Below are 21,574 nucleotides of genomic sequence, written 5' to 3'. Positions count from 1 at the left end.
CCGACGGTAGAGCTGACCACTGACATCGAGCCCGAACCTATGTTCGAACGGACGTTCTATTGGAACACCGAGGCGACGCCGGTGTCAACGAGCCGGTGTCCGGGACGGCACACCTGCTGCCGCCTGCCCTACCGTGGCAACCATGCGTCTCGGAACTCTCGACTGGACCCCAGCGCTCGATCAGCCCGACCTCATGGCCGCACCGGTCAGCACGAGGCTCCGGACCGCCGTCGAGCAGGGCGGTGACAACGAGCGGGCCGCTCGAGCGGTCCTGGTGACCGCGATCGACCCCGGTCTCGCCGACACCGCGGCGATGACCGAGGCCTATGACCTCACGCTGGAGATCTCGGGCAACTGCGTGCTCGTCGCCGGCAGCCGGGGCGGCGAGGAGCGGGTCGCGGCGTGCGTGGTGCGCGCGACCACCCGCGCGGACGTCAACACGACCGTGCGCAAGCGGCTCGACGTGCGCAAGGCGTCGTTCCTGCCGATGGACACAGCGGTCGCCGACTCCGGCATGGAGTACGGCGGCATCACCCCGTTGGGACTTCCCGAGCGTTACCGCGTGATGGTCGACGCCACCCTCGCAGACGCCGAGCACATCGTCATCGGGTCCGGGATCCGCGGCTCCAAGCTCGTGCTGCCGGGCAGCGCGCTCGTCCTCCTCACGGACGCGGAGATCGTGGAGGACCTCGGCCGCTGATCAGGCAGGCGCCACGGGCTGCCGCAGGATCGTCTTCAGCTTCTCCGGTGCGGTGCGACGTGCGTCGCTCAGGTAGATCTCGTGGTGCTTGCCGACCATCTGCAACCCCTGGCTCGGGATGAATCCTTCATGCATCTCCTGCAGCACCGGGCCCTCGTCGTCGTAGGAGCCGACGTGCAGGGTCTGCACGCACACGCCTTCGACCAGCGTCTCGAGCCGCACGAGATCCAGCGCCGGCGCATCGCCGGCCGCCGCAGCCTTCCGCGCGATCTCGACGTGCTCAGCGGTGAGCCAGTCCGGGACCAGGATCATCGCCGTCCAGTCCCACCGCGACTTGTCGCGACCGCTCGTGAAGGCCGCCATGTCCTCCGCCCACCACAGCGCCTCCAACGGCATCACCGTGTAGTCACGGCCCAGCTCACGCTTGCTGAAGAACTTCAGCTTGTAGGCCAGCGGGTACAGCGAGGCGAGCGCATCGGCGTACTGCTGCGAGGTGTTCGGGTCGCCATGCCCATCGATCATCAGGTACTGCAGATCGGGGATCTCGACCACCTCGAACTCACCTCGACGCGCCGTGTAGACGGCGAGCTCCTTCTTCAGGTCGACCTTCTCCACGGCAGGCTCCTCACCGGGTGAACGCGGCCAGCACCCGCTGCACCGAGCTGTCGAGGCCCCACCTGTCGACCAGCTCGACCAGCGACTCGGGTGCTCGGGGCAGCGGGTGGTCCTCGTCACCGCCCGGCACCACGAGGTCGGCGAGTCCCACCCCCAGGTCGAGGTGACGCCGCACCGCCACGACCTCGGGCGCGACGTCCAGGTAGTCGGACGCCGCGTTGATCTTGGAACGAAGTCCGGCAGCCATCGCGACAGACGGATCAGCTGCGGCGGCCCTGATCCTCGCCAGGTCACCATGGGCGCTGAGCAGCGACGACGCCGTCTTGTCGCCGACCCCGGCCACTCCGGGAAGCCCGTCGGAGGCGTCGCCGCGCATCGTCGCGAAATCGGCGTACTGGTTCGCGTGGACCCCGTACTTCTCCAGCACGACGGCGTCCGTCACCTTCTCGTGCTTGCCCACCCCTCGCGCCGTGTACAGCACCCGGACCTCGGCGTCGTCGTCGACGAGCTGGAACAGGTCCCGGTCCCCCGTGACGATGTCGACCGGCATGCCGGCATCGGTGGCGAGGGTGCCGATGACGTCGTCAGCCTCCGCCTCGGGTGCCCCCACCACGGCCAGGCCCAACGCCTCCAGGACGGCGAGGATGACCGGGATCTGCACCTCGAGCGGGTCCGGCACGACCTCGACGTCAGGGGCAGCCCCGGGCACCACCTCCTCGACCCGGTGCTGCTTGTAGGAGGGCACGAGGTCGACGCGCCACTGGGGGCGCCAGTCGTCGTCCCAGCAGCACACGAGATGCGTCGGCTGGTACTCGCTCGCCAGCCGGGCGATGAAGTCGAGGAGCCCCCGGACGGCGTTGACGGGCGTCCCGTCAGGAGCCGTGATCGTGTCGGGGACGCCGAAGAAGGCGCGGAAGTACAAGGATGCGGTGTCGAGGAGGAGCAGCCGCTGCTGCCGCGGTGCAGGATCCGGTGGGATGGTCACCCTCACACGCTAGCCGCGAGCACCGACGCGAGCACCGTGTCGGTGCCCTGCTCTAGCGTTCCGGGCATGAGCACCTCGACATCGATCACCCTCGGCGCCGTCACCGTGCAGGCAGACGACCCGGTCAGGCTCGCCCGGTTCTGGGCCGAGGCGCTCGGCGGCACGATCGGCGGCGAGGATCCCGACTTCACGTTCGTCGCCGCCCGCGAGCCGGGTGGTGTCCCGATGGCCTTCGCGCGCCGTTCGGAGCCGCGCCCCGATCGTCAGTCGCAGCACATGGACCTGACCGTCCCGTGGGGCAGTCGCGAGCAGGAGGTCGCTCGGTTGGTCGCGCTCGGCGCCACGCACCGATGGGACGTCCTCGACGAGGTGCCCTGGGTGCAGTGGTCCACCCTGTCGGACCCGGAGGGCAACCTGTTCTGCGTGGCCGAGCACCCGCCCTCGAGCTGAGTCAGACCTTCGTGGCCCAGAACGCCACGGCGGCGGCAGCGGCGACGTTGAGAGAGTCGACGCCGCCGGCCATCGGGATGCGCACGACCATGTCGGCCGCCTCGACGGCGCCGCGCGTCAGCCCGTCGCCCTCGGTACCGAGCACCCAGGCGAGCCGCTGCGGCGGGTCCGATGCGACGTCGTCGAGCGTGACCGCGTCCTCGGTGAGCGCGAGGGCGGCGGTGGCGAACCCCAGCGCGCGCAGCTCCTCCAGACCTCCCGGCCACGGATCGATCCGGGTCCACGGCACCTGGAACACCGTGCCCATCGAGACACGGACGCTGCGCCGGTACAGCGGGTCGCCGCACCGCGGCGTCACCAGCACCGCGTCCACACCCAGCGCCGCGGCCGACCGGAACGCCGCCCCCACGTTCGTGTGATCGACGATGTCCTCGAGGATCACGACCCGGCGCGCGCCGGCCACCACCTCGGACACCGGCGCCAGCGCCGGACGGTGCATCGCCGCCAGCGCGCCGCGGTGCAGGTGGAACCCGGTCAGCTCCGACAGGATCTGCTCGTCGGCGACGTACACGGGGATGTCGCCGTGCTCGCCCGCGCCGACCTCCTCGAGGAGGTCCTGCAGGCTCTCCAGCCAGCGGGGCGCCATCAGGAAGGACCGCGGCCGGTGCCCCGCCGCGATCGCGCGGCGGATCACGGTGGAGGACTCCGCGATGTAGAGGCCCTTGCTCGGCTCGTGCTTGGACCGCAGCACGACGTCGGTCAGTCGGGTGTAGTCGGCGACCCGCTCGTCATCGGGGTTCTCGAGGCGAACGATCGGCACGGGTGGTCACCCTAGTCGGCCGACGGCGGCCCGCCGAGCGGCTACCGGGTGAGCAGCCGCCGTCGAGGTGCCAGCGTCCCGGCCACGACGTCACCGGCCGCGAACTGGATCGCGTTCCGGTAGTGCACGGTCACCTGCTCGTTGACCGCGTCCCAGGTCCGGTTCTCGGTCGAGCTGCGCGCGGCCTCCCCCATCAGCTGTCGCAGGCCCGGGTCGTCGACCAGCTGCTTCACGTGGCGCCGCATGGAGCCGAGGTCGCCCGGCTTGTAGAGGAACCCGGTGACGCCGTGCTCGATCAGGTCGATGGGTCCGCCGCGGGCGGGAGCGATCACCGGGACCCCGCTGGCCTTCGCCTCCTGGATGGTCTGAGCGAAGGTGTCCATCTCACCGGTGTGGACGAACACGTCGAGGCTGGCCAGCAGCCGCGTGAGGTCGGTCCCGCCGAGGTGGCCCGTGAACGTGGCCTTGCTCAGCACCTTGGCGATCTTGTCGCGCCGAGGGCCGTCGCCTGCGACGATCAATCTCACACCCTTGAGCGACTGCAGCCCCGAGAGGTCCTCGACCTGCTTCTCGCGCGCCAGCCGCCCGACGTACCCCACCAGGACCTCGCCCGGGCGGGCCACGGTCATCCGCAGCGCCTCGTCCCGGTTCCGCGGCGAGAACAGCTCGCGGTCGACCCCGTGCGGCCACACGGCGACGCGGTGCACGCCGCGGTCGATCAGCTGCTGGCACGCGTAGGTGCTCGGTGCCAGCGACAGGGTCGCGCGGCGGTGGATGTCGGTGACCCGCTTCCACAGCAGCGGCTCGAGCTGCTTGACCTTGTAGCGCCGCGCGTAGGTCGGCGCCTCGGTCTGGTAGACCGCCACGCTCGGCAGGCCCAGCGACTGGGCGGCACCGATCGCCTGCCACCCCAGCACGAACGGCGCCGCCAGGTGCACCACGTCCGGTGAGAAGTAGCGCAGGTGCTCCTCGAGCGTGCGCACGAGCGGCGTGGAGAGCCGGAGCTCGGCGTACCCCGGCAGCGGGACCGCCTTGAAGTGCCGCACCTCGGCGCCGGCGTACGAGGCGACGGTGTCCTTGCCGCGCCCGGGCGTGGGCGCGAGCACGAGCACCTCGTCCCCTCGCTCCGCCAGGTAGTCGAGGAGTCGCATCACGGTGACCGTGACGCCGTTCGCCTGCGGGAGGAACGACTCTGCGACAACAGCGATCCGCACGCATCCACTCTAGCCGGGGCGTCTGCTGCCGGCCCTGGCTCGACACCGTCGGCAGCGACCGACGGGCCCGGGCTCCAGAAGGAACCCAGGCCCGTCGGTGTGGCGTCGAGCGTGTCGACGCCGTCCTACCTGTGCGGCGCTCAGCCCTGAGTCGGGCCCTGCTGCCACGGCTGCTGCGGCGGAGGCGCCGACGGCGGCTGCCCCTGCGGCGTCTGGCCCGCCTCGGCGGACCGGGAGAACGGCATGCCGGAGGCATCACCCGCGCTGCCGGCCTCGGCCTGGGCCTCGTCGACCTGGGTACGCGCCTCGCGGAGCGCCTCGGAGGGATCCTGGAGCGAGGTCTCGGGCAGGTCGATGTCGAGACCCTCGACGTCCTCGACCATCGACTCCCGCTCGCCGTCCCGAGCCGAGAACGCCGGGGGCGGCGTCTGGCCGCCGAACGCACCGGCGATCGAGCCCAGCGCCGCCGTGAACTCGGTCGGGATGACCCAGAGCTTCGAGGCCGAGCCGTTCGCGATCTGCGGCAGCATCTGCAGGTACTGGTAGGCCAGCAGCTTGGGGTCGGCGTCGCCGCGGTGGATCGCGTCGAACACCTGGAGGATCGCGCGCGACTCACCCTGCGCCCGCAGGATCGCTGCCTGTGCCTGACCCTCGGCACGAAGGATCGAGGACTGCTTCTCACCCTCGGCCGTGAGGATCTGGGACTGCTTGACACCCTCGGCGGTGAGGATGGCCGCGCGGCGGTCACGCTCGGCGCGCATCTGCTGCTCCATGGAGCCCTGCACGCTCGCCGGCGGGTCGATCGCCTTCAGCTCGACACGGTTGACGCGGATGCCCCAGCGGCCGGTCGCCTCGTCGAGCACACCGCGCAGCTGCCCGTTGATCTGGTCACGGCTGGTCAGCGTCTGCTCGAGGTCCATCGAGCCGATCACGTTACGCAGCGTGGTGACCGTCAGCTGCTCGATACCGGTGATGTAGTTGGCGATCTCATAGGTCGCCGCCTTCGGGTCGGTGACCTGGAAGTAGATGACCGTGTCGATGCTCACCACGAGGTTGTCGGAGGTGATCACGGGCTGCGGCGCGAACGAGACGACCTGCTCACGAAGGTCGACGCCGGCACGCACGCGGTCGATGAACGGGATCAGGAAGTGCAGACCCGCGTAGAGCGTGTTCTGGTAGCGACCCAGCCGCTCCACGATCAACGCCACAGCCTGCGGAACGATCCGCACCGCTCGCCTGATGGCGACGATGGCGAAGATCGCCACGAGGATGAGGACGATGACTCCAATCACCTGACCTGGTTCCATGCGTGATCTCTCCCTGATGTAGCTGTCGTGGTCGAATCGAGAATGTCAGAAGGTCAGTAGCCCGGGCCTGGCTGACCGTAGGGCTGGTGGGGCTGGTCCTGCACCTGCGGGGCGACGATCGCGGTCGCGCCGTCGATGCTCATCACCACGGCTGTGGTGCCGGCGGCCAGCATCTGGCCCGGCGCCGCGGTGCGCGCCGACCACACCTCGCCCTCGAGCTTGACGCGGCCCGAGCGCTCGGTGACGTCGCTGATGACCGTGGCCGTGCGGCCCACGTGCGCCCGCACGTTCGTGACCGCCTCCGGGGTGCTCTTGCGGAGCTTGTCGACCGCCATCGGTCGCACGAGGACCAGCAGCAGCACCGCGACGATCACCGCGACGATGATCTGGACCCAGAACGGGGCACCCAGGGCGCCGGCCAGACCGCCGGCAGCGGCTCCACCGGCGAGCATGAGGAACGTCAGGTCCACGGTCAACAGCTCGATGACGCCCAGCACCAGTGCGAGGCCGAACCACCACAACCAGCCCATGAGGATCTCCCGTCGTCAGGTCCAGATGCCCAGTCTAATGGTCGAACCGAGGTAAAGACCGCCTAAAGACGCCGACGGGTCATCGCGCGTGCGGCGAACCGGCCCTCATGACGCGACACCAGAAGGTCGAGCCCGAACGTGGCGGAGAGGTTCTGCGGGGTCATCACCCGGTCGAGCGCTCCGGCAGCGACGACACCGCCGTCGCGCATCAGCAGGGCGTCGGTGAAGCCGGGCGGGACCTCTTCCACATGGTGGGTGATCAGCACCAGCACCGGTGCCAACGGGTAGTTCGCGAGCTCCGACAGCGCCGCGACCAGCTCCTCGCGCCCGCCGAGGTCCAGCCCTGCCGCCGGCTCGTCGAGGATCAGCAGCTCGGGGTCGGTCATCAAGGCCCGGGCGATCTGGACGCGCTTGCGCTCCCCCTCCGAGAGGGTTCCGAACGTCCGGTCCGCGAACCGCTCGACGCCGAACGCCGCGAGCAGGTCCCGTGCGCGAGCCACGTCCATCGGGTCGTAGCTCTCACGCCACCGACCGGTGACGCCGTAGGAGGCCGTGAGCACCACGTCGAGCACGATCTCGCCGCCCGGGATCCGGTCCGCCAGCGCGGCGCTGGCCAGCCCGATCCGCGGCCGCAGCTCGAACACGTCGACGCGACCCATCCGCTCGCCCAGGATGTCGGCGGTGCCCGAGGTGGGGTGCATGCGCGCGGCAGCGATCTGCATCAGCGTCGTCTTGCCGGCACCGTTGGCGCCGAGCACCACCCAGCGCTCGCCCTCGGACACCGACCAGGAGACCTTGTCCAGGATCACCGTGGACCCCCGGCGTACGGTCACCTCGGTCAAGTCCAGAACGTCTCCCATGGGTATCAAAACTAGTCCCACTCGGCGCTAGCCTGGGACCCGGTGAGCGTGTCCCTGCCTCGGAGTGTCGTGGCGGCCCTGTGGGTCGGCTGCGCGGACGACGGCGAGTCCTGGATCCCGAGGGCCGTCGACGCGATCACGGGCACCGACGAACCGCACCGCACCGACGACGACGCCCCGCTCGGCGCTCTGCTCGATCGCCTCTCCCTGCAGCACAGCGTCAGCGGCACCGTGTTCAGCGCGCTGCCGGTGCCCCACGAACCGGTCGGCCTGACCGGTCCGGTCGGCATCGCCGCCATGGACGCGGGCGAGTGCGTCGTGGTCGACGGCGGAGCGGGCGCACAGGCGTTGGTGGCCGTGCCCGATGTGGTCGCGTTCGGGTCCGCCCTCGAACCGGGCGCGATGGTGCGCTGGCAGGTGCACACCGCGCAGGCCGCCATCGTCCCGGTCTCCCTCGGCGACGCCCGGCGGATGCTCGCCGAGGCCCTGGTCATCGCGGTCGACGCGCTGGAGTCGATGGATGTCGCCCGATGGCGGCCCGACGCCGCCGAGGAGATCGCCGAGCTGGCCTCGTCCGCGGTCCCGGCGGAGATCTCGCACCAGCTGCCGCCCCGCCTCGACCCGCGCCGCAGCGACCTGCTGGTGCGCGCCGCCCGCCTCGAGGCGATCGCCGAGCTCGCGATGGCCGACGACGGCGCCGCCGTCACCCTCTTCGCCGCCGACCAGCGCCAGGCCGCGCTCCGGCACGTCGCCAGTGCCTCGCGCCATGCGATGTCCGCAGCGAGCACCTTCGCCCACTGACCCCCGGGACGGCCACGCCGCACCTCGCGGACCCCGCCCGCCCCGGCCCGTCGCCAGGCGCCGGATCGTCGGTGCACAGGTCAGGACAGGACGCCGCGGTAGACCTCGAGGGTCCGCTCGGCGATCGACTCCCACGAGAAGTGGTCGGCGGCGCGCTGGCGGCCGGCCTGCCCGAGCCGCTGGGCTCGCTCGGGGTCGGCGACCATCGCGGTCAGGGCCGCGGCGAGATCGGACACGTACGTCTCCGGGTGCACCGGCGTGCCGGTGCCGTCGGTGAGCTGCTCGACAGGCACCAGGGTGCCGGTCACGCCGTCGACCACGACCTCGGGGATCCCGCCGGTGGCGGACGCCACGACCGGGAGCCCCACCGCCATCGCCTCGAGGTTCACGATGCCGAGGGGCTCGTACACGCTGGGGCAGACGAACGCCGTCGAGGCGGCCAGCAGCGCGGTGAGCTGCTCGCGCGGCAGCATCTCCTCGATCCAGATCACCCCGGTGCGGTGCTCACGCAACCCGAGGAACGCCGTCGAGACCTCCTCGGCGATCTCCGGGGTGTCGGGTGCGCCCGCGCACATGATCAGCTGCACGTCCGGGGGCAGCTGCTCGACGGCGCGCAACAGATAGGGCAGGCCCTTCTGGCGCGTGATGCGGCCGACGAAGATCACGGTCGGTCGGCTCCGGTCGACGCCGAACCGCTGCGCGACCCGCTCGACGACCTCCTCGTCGGGGCGCTGCCACCCGGTGAGGTCGATGCCGTTGTGGACCACCACGACGTCGTCGGGGTCCAGGCTCGGGTAGGAGCGCAGGATGTCCTCGCGCATGCCGGCGCTGACCGCGATCACCCGCGCGGCGCCCTCGTAGGCGGTCTTCTCCGCCCAGGACGAGATCGCGTACCCGCCGCCGAGCTGCTCCGCCTTCCAGGGCCGCAGCGGCTCGAGGCTGTGCGCGCTCACGATGTGCGGGACGTCGTGCAGCAGGCCGCCGAGGTGCCCGGCCATGTTGGCGTACCAGGTGTGGGAGTGCAGCACGTCGGCGCCGGCCACGTCGGCGGCGATCTCGAGGTCGACACCGAGCGTGCGCAGCGCGGCGTTGGCCCCGCTCAGACCGGCCGGCTCGCTGTACCCGGTGACCCCCTCCTCGCCGTCACGCGGGCCGTCGAAGCACCGCACCCGCACGTCGGCGTGGGCGCGCAGCACCCGTGCGAGCTCGGTGACGTGCACGCCCGCACCGCCGTACACGTGTGGGGGGTACTCCCGGGTCAGCAGGTCGACGCGCATTCACGTTCCTTCGTTGGTCAGAACACCGATTTGGTGCTCCAGGGCCCTCCGTGCAGCCTAGGGTGACCGCTATGGCAGCACCACGAGTTCTGGCGATCGTGCTCGCGGGCGGCGAGGGCAAGCGGCTGATGCCGCTCACCCAGGATCGGGCCAAGCCCGCCGTGCCGTTCGGTGGCATCTACCGCCTCGTCGACTTCGCGCTCTCCAACGTGGTCAACGCGGGCTACCTCCGGGTGGTCGTGCTGACGCAGTACAAGTCGCACTCGATGGACAGACACATCGCGAAGACGTGGCAGATGTCGCGCATGCTGGGCAACTACGTGGCGCCGGTGCCGGCCCAGCAGCGTGTCGGCAAGAACTGGTTCCTGGGCTCGGCCGACGCGATCTACCAGTCGCTCAACCTCCTGCACGACGAGCGGCCCGACATCGTCGTCGTGGTCGGGGCGGACCACGTGTACCGGATGGACTTCTCCCAGATGGTCGAGGCGCACATCGACTCCGGCGCCGAGCTCACCGTGGCGGGCATCCGGCAGCCGATCTCGCTGGCGAACCAGTTCGGGGTGGTCGCTGCCAGCCCCGACGACCCCGCGCGGATCGCCGCGTTCCTCGAGAAGCCGGAAGACCCGCAGGGGCTGGCGGACTCCCCCGAGGAGGTGCTGGCCTCGATGGGCAACTACGTGATGAACGCCGACGCGATGATCGACGCCGTCACGCAGGACTCCAAGAACCCCGCCTCCAAGCACGACATGGGTGGCGACATCGTCCCCTTCTTCGTCGACAAGGGGCAGGCCGGCCTGTACGACTTCATCCACAACGACGTGCCCGGGTCGACCGACCGTGACCGCGACTACTGGCGCGACGTGGGGACGCTCGACTCCTACTACGACGCGAACATGGACCTCATCGCGGTCGAGCCCGTCTTCAACCTGTACAACGACGACTGGCCGGTCCACACCGGCTACACCGGGCTGCCACCGGCGAAGTTCGTGCACGCCGTGGGCGACCGCGTGGGCCGGGCGACCGACTCGATCATCTCCCCCGGGGTGGTGGTCTCGGGCGGTGACGTCAAGGGGTCGGTGCTGTCTCCGGACGTCCGCGTGAACTCGTGGGCCGACGTCGAGAGCTCGGTGCTGATGGACGGCGTCGTCGTGCACCGTCACGCCCAGGTGTGCCGCGCGATCGTCGACAAGCTCGTCGTGATCGAGGAGGGCGCGAGCGTGGGCACGGACCCCGAGCTGGACCGCTCCCGCGGCTTCACGGTCACGGACTCCGGCATCACGGTGGTCCCCAAGGGCACGCGGGTCACCAAGGCGTGACCGAGGCAGCACGTCGGCGTCTGCTGGTGATGGACGTCGACTCCACCTTCATCACCGCTGAGCAGATCGATCTGCTCGCGGCGTACGCGGGCAGCCAGGACAGGGTCGCGGTCATCACCGAGCGCGCCATGCAGGGCGAGCTCGACTTCGCGGCGTCGCTGACCGAGCGCGTCGCCACCCTCGCGGGGCTGCCGGTCGAGACCCTCGACGCCGTGCGCGCCCAGGTCGAGCTGACGCCCGGGGCCGCGGAGCTCGTCGCCGCCTTCGCCGAGCGGGACTGGCCCGTGGGTCTGGTCTCGGGCGGCTTCCACGAGATCATCGACCCCCTCGTGGCCGATCTCCCGCTCGCGCGGGTCCAGGCCAACCGCCTGGAGACCGCCGACGGCGAGCTGACCGGGCGCGTCCACGGCCCGATCGTCGATCGGGCCACCAAGGCGAGGTTCCTCATCGACCTGGCCGCCGCCGTCGGGATCCCGCTCGAGGACACCATCGCGATCGGCGACGGCGCGAACGACCTCGACATGATCGCCGCAGCCGGTCTCGGGGTCGCGTTCGCGGCCAAGCCCGTGGTCGCGGCGGCCGCCGACCTCGCCCTGCCAGGCCCACGCCTCGACGAGGTGCTCAGGCACCTCTGACGGCTGGCGTCGGAGCGCTCAGTGGGGCGAGGTGAGCACCGCTGTGAGGGTGGCGGCTCCGCGACGCAGCTCGGACCAGCGGGCCTCGGTCTCCAGGAACGACAGGGCCGCCGTCGGTACCCCGACCCGCACGAGCGCGAGTGCGGAAGGGTCCGAGTCCGGCCCGGCCAGATGGGCCGCCGTCGCCGACATCGTGGGCTCGTGCCCGACGACGAGGACATCGGTGATCTCGTCCGGAACCTCCCCGATCTCGGCCAGGACGTCACCGAGGTCGGCGCCGTAGAGGACGTCGAGGTAGCGGACGTCCGTGGTCGGCTCGGGCAGCTCGCCTGCCACGAGCTCCCAGGTCTGCCGGGTGCGCGTCGCGGTCGAGCACAGCACCACCTGCGGCGACCAGCCCTGGGCACGCAGGCGACCCGCGACCAGCGGAGCCTGCGCCCGGCCCGCGGCGGCGAGCTCGCGCTCGTGGTCCGGCGCATCCCTGGCGCCGGCCTTGGCGTGCCGCAGCAGCACGAGCGTGCGCGCACCCGCCCCGGTCACTACTGCCCCATCGCGTGCACGCCGCCGTCGACGTGCACGACCTCACCCGTGGTCGCGGGGAACCAGTCGCTCAGCAGCGCCACGACCGCCCGCGCGCTCGGCTCCGGGTCGTTGACGTCCCAGCCGAGCGGCGCGCGCTCGGACCAGACGCTCTCCATCTTCTCGAAGCCGGGGATCGACTTGGCGGCGGTGCTGCGCACCGGGCCGGCGGAGACGAGGTTGCAGCGGATGCCGTCCGGGCCGAGGTCGCGCGCCAGGTAGCGGCTGGTCGCCTCGAACGCCGCCTTCGCCACACCCATCCAGTCGTAGACCGGCCACGCGTAGCGAGCGTCGAACGTCAGCCCCACGACCGAGGAACCCGCGTGCATCAACGGCCTCGCCGCGACCGCGAGAGCCTTGAGCGAGTAGGCCGACGTCTGGAGCGCGACCGCGACGTCCTCCCACTCCCCGGCGAGGAAGTTGCCGCCCATGACGCTCTGCGGCGCGAACCCGATCGAGTGCACCACGCCGTCGAGCCCGTCCACGTGCTCCTTGACGCGCTCGGCGAGCGCGTCGAGGTCCTCGGCGGAGTTCACGTCCAGGTGGACCACGGGCGCCTCGACGGGCAGCCGCCGGGAGATCACCTGCGTGAGCCGGTAGGCCTTGCCGAAGCTGGTCAGCACCACGGTCGCGCCCTCCTGCTGCGCCAGCCGGGCGACGTGGAACGCGAACGAGCTCTCCACGAGCACGCCGGTGACGAGGATGCGCTTGCCTTCGAGCAGGCCCACTCGGGTCTCCTTCTTGTTGGGTGTCCGGGTCCTCAGTGACCCATGCCGAGGCCGCCGTCGACAGGGATGACGGCACCGCTGATGTAGGCGGCGGCATCGGACGCGACGAACTCCACCGCGGCCGCCACCTCCCCGGGCTGGGCGAACCGGCCGGCCGGGATGGCCGCCTTGTACTTGTCCTTCGTGGCCTCGGGGAGCTCCGCCGTCATCGCGGTGTCGATGTACCCGGGTGAGACGACGTTGCAGGTGATGCCGCGCCCACCCAGCTCACGCGTGACGGACCGCGCCATACCGACGAGCGCGGACTTGGAGGCCGCGTAGTTCACCTGTCCGGGCGACCCGTACAGGCCGACGACGGAGGAGATGAGCACGATCCGACCGTAGCGTGCCCGGACCATGCCCTTGGTGACGCGCCGCACGCAGCGGAAGGTGCCGGTCAGGTTGACGTCCAGGACCTCGGCGAAGTCCTCGTCGGACATCCGCATCAGGAGCGTGTCCTTCGTGACGCCCGCGTTGGCGACCAGCACCTGCACCGGACCGAGCTCGGCCTCGATCTCACCGAAGGCGGCGTCGACGGCGGCGCTGTCGCGCAGGTCCGCGACCGCGCCGAAGACACCCTCGGGCAGGTCGCCACCCCGATAGATCGTGGCGACCTTCTCACCCGCGGCGACGAACCGCTCGGCGATCGCTCGCCCGATCCCCCGGGTCGCCCCGGTGACGACGACGACGCGCGCCTCGTGCGGGGTGCCTGCTGCTGAGGCGTCGGTCACGTGTGCTTCCTCCCAGGTCTTCGGTTGCCCGGTTTCACCCGGTCTTGGCCCGCTGGTCAGGATAGGCGGACGCTCGAGCAGGCGTAATGTGGTCCAGGTGACGGAAGTCCATGCGATCACCTCGGCGGGGCGAAGCCAGAGCGCCCAGAGCCACGACCGCACGCGCACCTACCTCATCATGATGGGGATCCGGATCGCCGCGTTCGTCGGGGCGTTCTTCGCCGACGGCTGGTTGCGCTGGGCCCTGGTCGCTGCGGCCGTGATCCTGCCGATGTTCGCCGTGATCATCGCCAACGCCGGTTCGGAGCGCAGGTCCGCACCCTCCTCCTACATCGACGAACGTGCGCTGCCGGCGGCACCCCAGGAGCGCGACGCGCCGTGACCGACCTCGTCTGCAGCTCCAAGGGCTGCCGAGCACAGGCCCAATGGGCGCTCCGGTGGAACAACCCGAAGCTGCACACCGCGGAGCGCCGCAAGGTGTGGCTCGCCTGCGACGACCACCGTCAGCACCTCGAGAACTTCCTGGCCGCCCGGTCCTTCCTGCGCGACACGATCCCCACGTCCGAGCTGCCGCCCGGATGAGCCGCGGCTACACCTTCCTGCGCACGCGCCGCTGGCTCGGCATCGCCGTGCTCACGGTCGTGATCGCGGCGATCTGCGTGACCCTGGGGTTCTGGCAGCTCAGCCGCCACGAGTACCGGGCCGAGGCGATCGCCCGCGTCGAGACGAACAGCACGCAGGCTCCGGTGCCGCTGACCGACCTGCTCCCCGCCACGACGACCGAGGTCGGTGACGACCTGGAGTGGCGCGCCGTCACCGTCACCGGCCGCTACGTCGGCGCGCCTGTCGTCCTGCCCCAGCGCGGCGTCGAGCGCGGCCCGGCCGACCACGCGCTCGCTGTCCTCGCCGTCGAGGGTCCCGAGGCTGAGAAGTGGCTGCTGGTGGTCGACCGCGGCTCCTACCCGACCGATGCCTTCCGCGACCCGGCCGATCGTCTCGAGCTCCCCTCCGGCGAGATCGACCTGGTGCTCCGGCTGCGCCCAGCGGAGGCGGCCAGCACGCGCGACCCCGTCTCGGGTCAGGTGTTCGTGATCGATCCCGGTCAGGTCCTGGACGCCGCCGCACCCGACGGGGTGTCCGGCACGCTGGTCTCGAACAGCTACGCCTGGGTGGTCAGCGAGAGCCCGACGACGGCCAACCCGCCCACCCCGATCCCTGTGCCGTCGCCGAACTACCGCTCCAACCTGTCCTATGCGATGCAGTGGTGGACGTTCGGGCTGCTCGCCTTCGTCGGCTTCGGCGTGATGGCACGGCGCGAGCGCGCCGCGCTGGACCGCGAGGCCGGGGTGCCGGGCGCCGCCCGGCGGCGCCGGCGCCGACGCACCGATGCCGACGTCGAGGACGCCGAGATCGACGCCGCGCAAGCCGCTCAGGCCAGCGACACCAGCTCGGTGTAGGAGGCGTTCCAGAGGTCCTCGTCGCCGTCCGGGAGCAGCAGCACCCGCTCGGGCTGCAGCGCCTCGACCGCGCCCTCGTCGTGCGTCACCAGCACGACGGCGCCGCTGAAGCCGCGCAGGGCACCCAGGATCTCCTCCCGGCTGGCCGGGTCGAGGTTGTTGGTCGGCTCGTCGAGCAGCAGCACGTTCGCGGCCGAGACCACGAGGACCGCCAGCGCGAGCCGGGTCTTCTCACCGCCGGAGAGCACGCGGGCGGGCTTCTCGGCGTCGTCCCCGGAGAACAGGAACGAGCCGAGCACGCCACGGACCTGGGTGTCGGTGAGGTCCGGCGCCGCGGTGCGCAGGTTCTCGACGACGGTGCGGGACATGTCGAGGGTCTCGTGCTCCTGCGCGTAGTAGCCGATCTTGAGGCCGTGACCGGGGAGGATCTCACCGGTGTCCGAGGCCTCGACACCACCGAGGATCCGCAGCAGCGTCGTCTTGCCGGCGCCGTTGAGCCCGAGCACCACGACCTTGCTGCCCCGATCGATCGCGAGGTCGACGTCGGTGAACACCTCCTGCGACCCGTAGCTCTTGCTCAGCCCACGGGCCTGCAGCGGCGTCTTGCCGCACGGCGCGGGATCCGGGAACCGCAGCTTGGCCACGCGGTCGACCACGCGCTCGCCCTCCAGCCCCGCCAGCATCCGCTCGGCGCGCCGGATCATGTTCTGCGCGGCGACGGCCTTGGTGGCCTTGGCGCGCATCTTCTCGGCCTGCGCCATCAACGTCGACGCCTTCTTCTCGGCGTTGGCGCGCTCGCGCTTGCGGCGCCGCTCGTCCGTCTCACGCTGCGCGAGGTAGGCGTCCCAGCCGAGGTTGTAGATGTCGAGCTCGGAACGGTTCGCGTCGAGGTGGAACACCATGTTGACGGTCGCGCGCAGCAGGTCGGTGTCGTGGCTGATGACCACGAAGCCGCCGTGATAGCTCGCCAGGTAGTCGCGCAGCCACACGATCGAGTCGGCGTCGAGGTGGTTGGTCGGCTCGTCGAGCAGCAGCGTCTCGGCGTCGCTGAACAAGATCCGGGCGAGCTCGACGCGCCGCCGCTGGCCACCGGACAGGGTGCGCAGCGGCTGGTCGAGCACGCGTGTCGGCAGCCCGAGGTTCGAGGTGATCCGCGCGGCCTCGCTCTCGGCGGCCCAGCCGCCCTGCGCGGCGAACTCGGCGTCGAGCCGGGTGTAGCGGTCCATCGCCTTCTCGCGGACGGCCTCGTCCTCGCTGGCCATCTGCTCCTCGGCCACCCGGATCCGGCGCAGCACGTCGTCGAGCGAACGAGCCGAGAGCACCCGGTCGCGTGCGAGCACGTCCAGGTCGCCGGTACGGGGGTCCTGCGGCAGGTAGCCGACCGACCCGGTGCGGGTGAGTGTGCCGGCGCTCGCCTGCCCCTCCCCGGCCAGCACCTTGGTCAGCGTGGTCTTGCCGGCACCGTTGCGACCCACCAGGCCGATTCGCATGCCGGAGTCGATCCGGAACGTGCTCGGCTGGAGCAGCTGGCGCGCGCCGATGCGCAGCTCGAGGTCCCGTGCCGTGATCACGTGGAACAAGTCTAGGTGACCCTGACGGAGCGGCTGACACGATTTCCCGCCTCGCCGGTCGGTCCCCGGTCTACCCTGCCGCCATGACCTTCAACGACCGCGCGCGACTGGACTCCAGCAAGGTCAGGCGCGGCGGCCGCGGCGGCACCGGCGTCGCGGTCGGTGGCGGCACGCTGCTGATCCTGTTCCTGGTCTCGCAGCTGTTCGGTGTCGACCTCACCGGTCTCGCACCGGCCACCGAACCCGCGGCCGGATCCGGCGGCGAGGAGAGCACGATCGAGGGCTGCGAGACCGGGGCCGACGCCAACGCCGACGTGGACTGCCGCATGGTCGGTGCCTACACCTCGCTCGACGACTACTGGGTCGATGCCTTCCCCCGCCTCGGTGGCCAGTACGCCTCGCCCGGGATGTCCCTGCAGAGCGGGAGGTGGCAGACCGGGTGCGGGGCGGCGTCGAGCGCCATGGGCCCGTTCTACTGCCCGCCGGACCAGAGCATCTACCTGGACACCGCGTTCTTCGAGGTGCTCACCGGAGAGCTGGGAGCCGACGGCGGCCCGCTCGCCGAGATGTACGTCGTCGCCCACGAGTGGGGTCACCACATCCAGAACCTCTCCGGCACGATGGACCGGATCGACCGGTCCGACACCGGGCCGACCTCCGACGGGGTGCGTCTGGAGCTCCAGGCGGACTGCTTCGCGGGTGCCTGGGCGCAGAACGCGCAGTCCACCGAGGACGCGTCGGGGGTGCAGCTCCTGGAGCCGTTCACGCAGGAGCAGCTCGCGAGCGCGATGGACGCCGCGGCCACGGTCGGCGACGACCACATCCAGTCCTCGCAGGGCGGCAGCGTCAACCCCGAGCAGTGGACCCACGGCAGCTCGGAGTCGCGGCAGCAGTGGTTCCTGCAGGGGTACGAGAACGGCCCTGACGCGTGCGACACCTTTGCCGCGGGAGCGGACGTCTAGCTCGTTGCGTATCGGTCACGGCGATTGTTTGCCATGATCGACCCATGACCACCAACGTGCCGCCGGAGCCCGACGAGTTCCAGACCCGCATGCGCCAGCCCGCCAACGAGGGCGACGTCGAGGACACGAACCGGTCCGGCGGTGGTGCTGCTTCCGCTGCGCCGCAAGGACAGCAGCCCTCGGAGCAGGCCGGGCAGCCCGGGCAGCCGCCGTTCGCGCCGCCGGGCTTCGGTGGTGCGTCCGCGCCGCAGCAGCCGCCCGCCGGTTACGGCGCGCCGCAGCAGTCCCCGCAGACCCAGCCCTTCGGTCAGCCCACGCAGAGCTTCGGCCAGCAGAATCCGCCGGCCCAGCAGCAACCGTGGGGACAGCAGAGCCAGCAGAGCCCCGGTGGCTACGGCCAGCAGCAGCAGGGGTACCCGCAGGGCGGCGGCTTCAGCCAGCAGCCGCCCGCAGCTCCCTGGGGCGGCGGCCAGCAGTCACCGCGGGATGCGAACCCGCTGAAGGCGGCGTTCGACTTCTCGTTCGGCTCCTACGCGACGCCCGGCATCGTCAAGGTCGTCTACATCATCGGCGTGGTGCTGACGGTGCTGGTGTGGCTGCTCTACGTCATCGCCGGGTTCGCGGCAGGAGCGGCCACGAGCAGCTTCGGCAGCGACGGACCGGGACCGATCCTCGGGATCCTCGCGCTGATCCTCGGCTGGATCCCCGGCCTGCTCTTCATCCTGCTGCTGCGGGTCGGCCTGGAGCAGGCTCTCGCCAGCGTCCGGACCGCGACCGACGTGCGCGTGCTGCGTGAGCGCAGCGACGCCGACACGAACGGGTAGCACGGCTCGGTCCCAGGGCGGTCGGTGCCTCGGTCTGACGGTCGGGGCGTCGGTCTGTGGGTCGGTGCGGCGCGCCTGGTCGGTTTGACGCCGCGCCCGGTCGGTCCGCCGCGCCGACCGCGCGGGCAGAAGTCGTCGCCCATCGCGACGGCACGGCCCGGGCAACCGGTTGCCGCCCTGACCGGCGACGAGTTCTTCCCGCCGGTCCGGCGAACGTCGGCCCGGCCGTGCCTCAGACGTTGAAGCCGAGCGCGCGGAGCTGCTGGCGGCCGTCCTCGGTGATCTTATCCGGGCCCCACGGCGGCATCCAGACCCAGTTGATGCGCTGACCGTTCGTCAGCCCCTCGAGGGCGCTGGCCGCCTGGTCCTCGATGACGTCGGTCAGCGGGCACGCGGCCGAGGTGAGCGTCATGTCGATGACCGCCTCGCCGTCGGGCTCCATGTGGACGCCGTACACGAGCCCGAGGTCCACGACGTTGATGCCGAGCTCGGGGTCGATGACGTCGCGCAGCGCCTCCTCGACGTCGGAGACGTCCGCCACCGCCGTGGTGGCGGGCTCGGACGGGGCGGCCCCGACCACGGGGGCCTCGGTGTTCTCGCTCATGTCCTCATTCTCCCTTGCTCACCTTGATCAACGCATCACGCAGCGCCATCCATCCCAGCAGCGCGCACTTGACGCGCGCCGGGTACTTCGAGACTCCCGCGAACGCCGCAGCGTCGCCGAGCGCGTCCTCGGCCTCCTCGCCCAGGCCCGCACCGCGGCTCTGCATCAGCTCCGAGAACCGGTCCGAGGTCGCGACCACGTCGCTGACCTGCGCCCCGATCACCAGGTCGCTCAGCACCGAGGTGGAGGCCTGCGAGATCGAGCAGCCGATGCCCTCCCACGACAGGTCGGACACGGCGCCGCTGTCCGGGCTGAGCTCCACGCGGAGCCGTACCTCGTCACCGCACGTGGGGTTGACCTGGAACGACTCCCCCACCCGGCTCGGGTCGGCGGCATCCCGCAGCCCGTACCCGTGCCGCTCCCGCGCGTGGTCCAGGATCAGCTGCTGGTACAGCTGCTCCATCGCACCGCTGCTCGTCGAGCTCATGCTCGACCCTCCACGAAGAACGGACGCACCCGGGCGAGGGTGGCCAGGAACGCGTCGACGTCGTCGGGCGTCGTGTAGATCCCGGCCGAGGCGCGCGCCGAGCTCGCCACCCCGAGGCGGCGGTGCAGCGGCTGCGCGCAGTGGTGACCCACCCGCACCGCGATACCGGCGTCGTCGAGGAACTGGCCGACGTCGTGCGGGTGCACTCCCTCGACGGCGAACGCCACGGTCGCGAGCCGGTCCGCGCCGTCGGCGGGCCCGAGCACGCGCACGTCCGGGATCTCCGCGATCCCGGCGAGCATCCGCTCCCCCAGCTCGGCCTCGTGGGCGGCGACCCCGTCCAGCCCGAGCTCGGCGAGGTACCCGACGGCGGCGTGGAGCCCGATCGTCTGGGCGACCATCTGCGTGCCGGCCTCGAACCGCTGCGGCGGCGGCATGTACGTGGTCTCGGCCATCGTGACGACCTCGACCATCGAGCCGCCGGTCAGCACCGGTGGCATCGCCTCGAGCAGCTCGCGGCGCCCGTACAGCGTGCCGACGCCCGTGGGGCCGAGCATCTTGTGCCCGGAGAACGCGGCGAAGTCGACGTCGAGCGCGCGCAGGTCGACCGGCAGGTGCGGGACCGACTGGCAGGCGTCGAGCACCACGAGCGCGCCGACCGCGCGGGCAGCCGCGACGATCGGTCCGACCGGGCTGATCGCCCCGGTGACGTTCGAGGCGTGCGTGAACGCGACCACCCGGGTCCGCTCGTTGATGACGGGCAGGGTGTCGAGATCGATGCGGCCGTCGTCGGTCAGGCCCAGCCAGCGCAGCGTGGCGCCGGTGCGAGCGCAGAGCTCCTGCCACGGCACCAGGTTCGCGTGGTGCTCGGCCTCGGTGACCACGATCTCGTCGCCGGCGCGCAGCCGCAGCCGCTCAGCGGCCGCGCCGCCTCGACCCAGGGTCGCGTTCGAGATGGCGTAGGCCACGAGGTTGATGCCCTCGGTGGCGTTCTTCGTCCAGACGATCTCACCGGCGTCGACCCCGACGAGGTCGGCGACGGCGGCCCGTGCGGCCTCGTAGGCCTCGGTGGCCTCCTCGGCGAGCGCGTGCGCGCCGCGGTGCACCGCGGCGTTGCGCCGCTCGTAGAAGTCCTGCTCGGCGTCCAGGACGCACTGGGGCTTCTGCGACGTCGCCGCGGTGTCGAGGTAGACGAGCGGCCGGCCGTCACGCACGGTCCGTTCGAGCAGCGGGAAGTCCGCGCGGACCGCCGCCAGCTCGGCGGCGGTCAGCGTGTGACCTCCGGTGTCGACGGCGGTGGCCGTCGTGCCCGTGACTGGGGCCATCTCAGGCCTTGACGAGGAACCGGTCGTAGCCCTCGGCCTCGAGCTGCTCGGCGAGCTCGGGCCCGCCCTGCTCGGCGATCTTGCCGTCGACGAACACGTGCACGAAGTCCGGCTTGATGTAGCGCAGGATCCGCGTGTAGTGCGTGATCAGCATGACGCCGACGTCGGTGGCCTCCTTGACGCGGTTGACGCCCTCGGAGACGATCCGCAGCGCGTCGACGTCCAGGCCCGAGTCGGTCTCGTCCAGGATCGCGAAGATCGGCCGGAGCAGCTCCATCTGGAGGATCTCGTGGCGCTTCTTCTCGCCGCCGGAGAAGCCCTCGTTGACGTTGCGCTCGGCGAAGGTCTGATCGATCCGCAGGGCGTCCATGGCGCCGCGGACGTCGCCGACCCACGAGCGCAGCGCGGGCGCCTTGCCGTCGATCGCGGTCTTCGCGGTGCGCAGGAAGTTGGAGACCGAGACACCCGGGACCTCGACGGGGTACTGCATCGCGAGGAACAGGCCGGCGCGGGCGCGCTCGTCCACGCTCATCTCGAGCACCTCTTCGCCGTCGAGCTTCACCGAGCCCGAGGTGACCTCGTACTTGGGGTGGCCGGCGATCGAGTAGGCCAGGGTGGACTTGCCGGAGCCGTTGGGGCCCATGATGGCGTGGGTCTCACCGCTGTTGATCGACAGGTCGACGCCGCGCAGGATCTGCTTGGGACCCTCGGGGGTCTCCACGGTGACGTGCAGGTCGGAGATGGTCAGGTTCGACAT

The 21,574-nt window shown here is 71.2% G+C and carries 26 protein-coding genes; 10 read left to right on the top strand and 16 right to left on the bottom strand.

What is annotated here, in order from left to right:
* Nucleotides 1-142 precede the first annotated feature (142 nt).
* Complete coding sequence (locus GPA04_RS01460; protein WP_156221597.1) at nt 143-700, top strand: YbaK/EbsC family protein; 558 nt, start codon at nt 143-145, stop codon at nt 698-700.
* Here the strand turns inward: GPA04_RS01460 and GPA04_RS01455 are convergent, their stop codons facing one another.
* Both GPA04_RS01455 and GPA04_RS01450 read right to left on the bottom strand, forming a co-directional pair.
* On the bottom strand, nt 701-1,315 hold the full coding sequence (locus GPA04_RS01455; RefSeq protein WP_156221595.1) for a GyrI-like domain-containing protein: 615 nt from the start codon (nt 1,313-1,315) through the stop codon (nt 701-703).
* A 10-nt stretch (nt 1,316-1,325) separates the two neighbouring features.
* Nucleotides 1,326-2,300 (bottom strand): 5'-3' exonuclease, encoded by a 975-nt coding sequence (locus GPA04_RS01450; protein WP_241680520.1) that lies wholly within the window; start codon nt 2,298-2,300, stop codon nt 1,326-1,328.
* A 66-nt stretch (nt 2,301-2,366) separates the two neighbouring features.
* Between GPA04_RS01450 and GPA04_RS01445 the strand changes: the two genes are divergently transcribed.
* A complete protein-coding gene (locus GPA04_RS01445) occupies nt 2,367-2,750 on the top strand; it encodes a VOC family protein (protein WP_156221593.1) in 384 nt (127 codons plus the stop codon).
* Between the two features lies 1 nt (nt 2,751).
* Here GPA04_RS01445 and GPA04_RS01440 read toward each other — a convergent pair whose 3' ends face one another.
* The 5 genes from GPA04_RS01440 to GPA04_RS01420 form a co-directional block, all read right to left on the bottom strand.
* Nucleotides 2,752-3,570 (bottom strand): TrmH family RNA methyltransferase, encoded by an 819-nt coding sequence (locus tag GPA04_RS01440; RefSeq protein ID WP_156221591.1) that lies wholly within the window; start codon nt 3,568-3,570, stop codon nt 2,752-2,754.
* 41 nt (nt 3,571-3,611) lie between these two features.
* Complete coding sequence (locus tag GPA04_RS01435; protein WP_156221589.1) at nt 3,612-4,784, bottom strand: glycosyltransferase family 4 protein; 1,173 nt, start codon at nt 4,782-4,784, stop codon at nt 3,612-3,614.
* Nucleotides 4,785-4,924: 140 nt separating this feature from the next.
* Nucleotides 4,925-6,091 carry an SPFH domain-containing protein gene (locus tag GPA04_RS01430; protein WP_156221587.1) on the bottom strand — a complete coding sequence of 389 codons (1,167 nt, stop codon included), beginning with the start codon at nt 6,089-6,091 and terminating at the stop codon, nt 4,925-4,927.
* 53 nt (nt 6,092-6,144) lie between these two features.
* Complete coding sequence (locus GPA04_RS01425; RefSeq protein WP_156221585.1) at nt 6,145-6,621, bottom strand: NfeD family protein; 477 nt, start codon at nt 6,619-6,621, stop codon at nt 6,145-6,147.
* Nucleotides 6,622-6,683: 62 nt separating this feature from the next.
* Nucleotides 6,684-7,481, bottom strand: a complete 798-nt coding sequence (locus tag GPA04_RS01420) for an ABC transporter ATP-binding protein (RefSeq protein ID WP_156221583.1) — start codon at nt 7,479-7,481, stop codon at nt 6,684-6,686.
* A gap of 42 nt (nt 7,482-7,523) precedes the next feature.
* On the opposite strand from GPA04_RS01420, the gene GPA04_RS01415 reads away from it, so the two are divergent.
* The gene (locus GPA04_RS01415) at nt 7,524-8,282 is read left to right on the top strand and encodes an Rv1486c family protein (RefSeq protein ID WP_156221582.1); all 759 of its coding nucleotides are present in this window, start codon (nt 7,524-7,526) and stop codon (nt 8,280-8,282) included.
* A gap of 80 nt (nt 8,283-8,362) precedes the next feature.
* Here GPA04_RS01415 and glgA read toward each other — a convergent pair whose 3' ends face one another.
* Nucleotides 8,363-9,559, bottom strand: a complete 1,197-nt coding sequence (glgA, locus tag GPA04_RS01410; RefSeq protein ID WP_156221580.1) for a glycogen synthase — start codon at nt 9,557-9,559, stop codon at nt 8,363-8,365.
* 71 nt (nt 9,560-9,630) lie between these two features.
* Between glgA and glgC the strand changes: the two genes are divergently transcribed.
* Together glgC and serB are read left to right on the top strand one after the other, a co-directional pair.
* Nucleotides 9,631-10,875: a glucose-1-phosphate adenylyltransferase gene (glgC, locus tag GPA04_RS01405; protein WP_156221578.1), complete on the top strand. Its 1,245-nt coding sequence runs from the start codon at nt 9,631-9,633 to the stop codon at nt 10,873-10,875.
* Entirely contained in the window at nt 10,872-11,510 is a 639-nt protein-coding gene (gene serB / locus GPA04_RS01400; RefSeq protein ID WP_277754263.1) for a phosphoserine phosphatase SerB, read from the top strand. The genes glgC and serB overlap by 4 nt, the downstream gene beginning before the upstream one ends.
* Before the next feature lie 18 nt (nt 11,511-11,528).
* On the opposite strand, the gene GPA04_RS01395 is transcribed toward serB, so the two are convergent.
* Genes GPA04_RS01395 through fabG form a run of 3 tightly spaced genes read right to left on the bottom strand, consistent with a single transcriptional unit; the run spans nt 11,529 to nt 13,587 of the window.
* Nucleotides 11,529-12,050 carry a SixA phosphatase family protein gene (locus GPA04_RS01395; protein ID WP_156221576.1) on the bottom strand — a complete coding sequence of 174 codons (522 nt, stop codon included), beginning with the start codon at nt 12,048-12,050 and terminating at the stop codon, nt 11,529-11,531.
* Nucleotides 12,050-12,817 (bottom strand): enoyl-ACP reductase FabI, encoded by a 768-nt coding sequence (gene fabI / locus GPA04_RS01390; RefSeq protein ID WP_156221574.1) that lies wholly within the window; start codon nt 12,815-12,817, stop codon nt 12,050-12,052. The genes GPA04_RS01395 and fabI overlap by 1 nt, the downstream gene beginning before the upstream one ends.
* Before the next feature lie 32 nt (nt 12,818-12,849).
* Nucleotides 12,850-13,587, bottom strand: a complete 738-nt coding sequence (fabG, locus tag GPA04_RS01385; RefSeq protein ID WP_194238918.1) for a 3-oxoacyl-ACP reductase FabG — start codon at nt 13,585-13,587, stop codon at nt 12,850-12,852.
* Between the two features lie 97 nt (nt 13,588-13,684).
* On the opposite strand from fabG, the gene GPA04_RS01380 reads away from it, so the two are divergent.
* From GPA04_RS01380 to GPA04_RS01370, 3 genes are read left to right on the top strand one after another with little or no spacing between them, the layout of a single operon-like run.
* The gene (locus tag GPA04_RS01380; RefSeq protein ID WP_156221572.1) at nt 13,685-13,969 is read left to right on the top strand and encodes a DUF3099 domain-containing protein; all 285 of its coding nucleotides are present in this window, start codon (nt 13,685-13,687) and stop codon (nt 13,967-13,969) included.
* The gene (locus GPA04_RS01375) at nt 13,966-14,169 is read left to right on the top strand and encodes a hypothetical protein (protein WP_156221570.1); all 204 of its coding nucleotides are present in this window, start codon (nt 13,966-13,968) and stop codon (nt 14,167-14,169) included. The genes GPA04_RS01380 and GPA04_RS01375 overlap by 4 nt, the downstream gene beginning before the upstream one ends.
* Nucleotides 14,166-15,044, top strand: coding sequence for an SURF1 family protein (locus GPA04_RS01370; protein WP_156221568.1), 879 nt, complete (start codon nt 14,166-14,168; stop codon nt 15,042-15,044). Before GPA04_RS01375 ends, GPA04_RS01370 begins: the two co-directional genes overlap by 4 nt.
* On the opposite strand, the gene GPA04_RS01365 is transcribed toward GPA04_RS01370, so the two are convergent.
* On the bottom strand, nt 15,017-16,615 hold the full coding sequence (locus tag GPA04_RS01365; protein ID WP_156221566.1) for an ABC-F family ATP-binding cassette domain-containing protein: 1,599 nt from the start codon (nt 16,613-16,615) through the stop codon (nt 15,017-15,019). The genes GPA04_RS01370 and GPA04_RS01365 overlap by 28 nt on opposite strands.
* Before the next feature lie 83 nt (nt 16,616-16,698).
* Here GPA04_RS01365 and ypfJ point away from each other — a divergent pair, with 83 nt between their 5' ends.
* Both ypfJ and GPA04_RS01355 read left to right on the top strand, forming a co-directional pair.
* Nucleotides 16,699-17,577 carry a KPN_02809 family neutral zinc metallopeptidase gene (gene ypfJ / locus GPA04_RS01360; RefSeq protein WP_156221564.1) on the top strand — a complete coding sequence of 293 codons (879 nt, stop codon included), beginning with the start codon at nt 16,699-16,701 and terminating at the stop codon, nt 17,575-17,577.
* A gap of 44 nt (nt 17,578-17,621) precedes the next feature.
* Nucleotides 17,622-18,401, top strand: coding sequence for a DUF4282 domain-containing protein (locus GPA04_RS01355; RefSeq protein ID WP_156221561.1), 780 nt, complete (start codon nt 17,622-17,624; stop codon nt 18,399-18,401).
* 232 nt (nt 18,402-18,633) lie between these two features.
* Here GPA04_RS01355 and GPA04_RS01350 read toward each other — a convergent pair whose 3' ends face one another.
* The 4 genes from GPA04_RS01350 to sufC are packed head-to-tail and all read right to left on the bottom strand — an operon-like array spanning nt 18,634 to nt 21,574.
* Nucleotides 18,634-19,005 carry a metal-sulfur cluster assembly factor gene (locus GPA04_RS01350; protein WP_156221559.1) on the bottom strand — a complete coding sequence of 124 codons (372 nt, stop codon included), beginning with the start codon at nt 19,003-19,005 and terminating at the stop codon, nt 18,634-18,636.
* A gap of 4 nt (nt 19,006-19,009) precedes the next feature.
* Entirely contained in the window at nt 19,010-19,492 is a 483-nt protein-coding gene (gene sufU / locus GPA04_RS01345) for a Fe-S cluster assembly sulfur transfer protein SufU (RefSeq protein ID WP_241680519.1), read from the bottom strand.
* A complete protein-coding gene (locus tag GPA04_RS01340) occupies nt 19,489-20,817 on the bottom strand; it encodes a SufS family cysteine desulfurase (protein ID WP_156221557.1) in 1,329 nt (442 codons plus the stop codon). The genes sufU and GPA04_RS01340 overlap by 4 nt, the downstream gene beginning before the upstream one ends.
* Nucleotide 20,818: 1 nt before the next feature.
* Nucleotides 20,819-21,574, bottom strand: coding sequence for a Fe-S cluster assembly ATPase SufC (gene sufC, locus GPA04_RS01335; RefSeq protein WP_156221555.1), 756 nt, complete (start codon nt 21,572-21,574; stop codon nt 20,819-20,821).

The organism is Pseudactinotalea suaedae (genome assembly GCF_009733815.1).
Lineage (GTDB): Bacteria > Actinomycetota > Actinomycetes > Actinomycetales > Beutenbergiaceae > Pseudactinotalea > Pseudactinotalea suaedae.
Note: the sequence above shows the minus strand (reverse complement) of the source record. Positions and strands in the feature narration are given on the sequence as shown.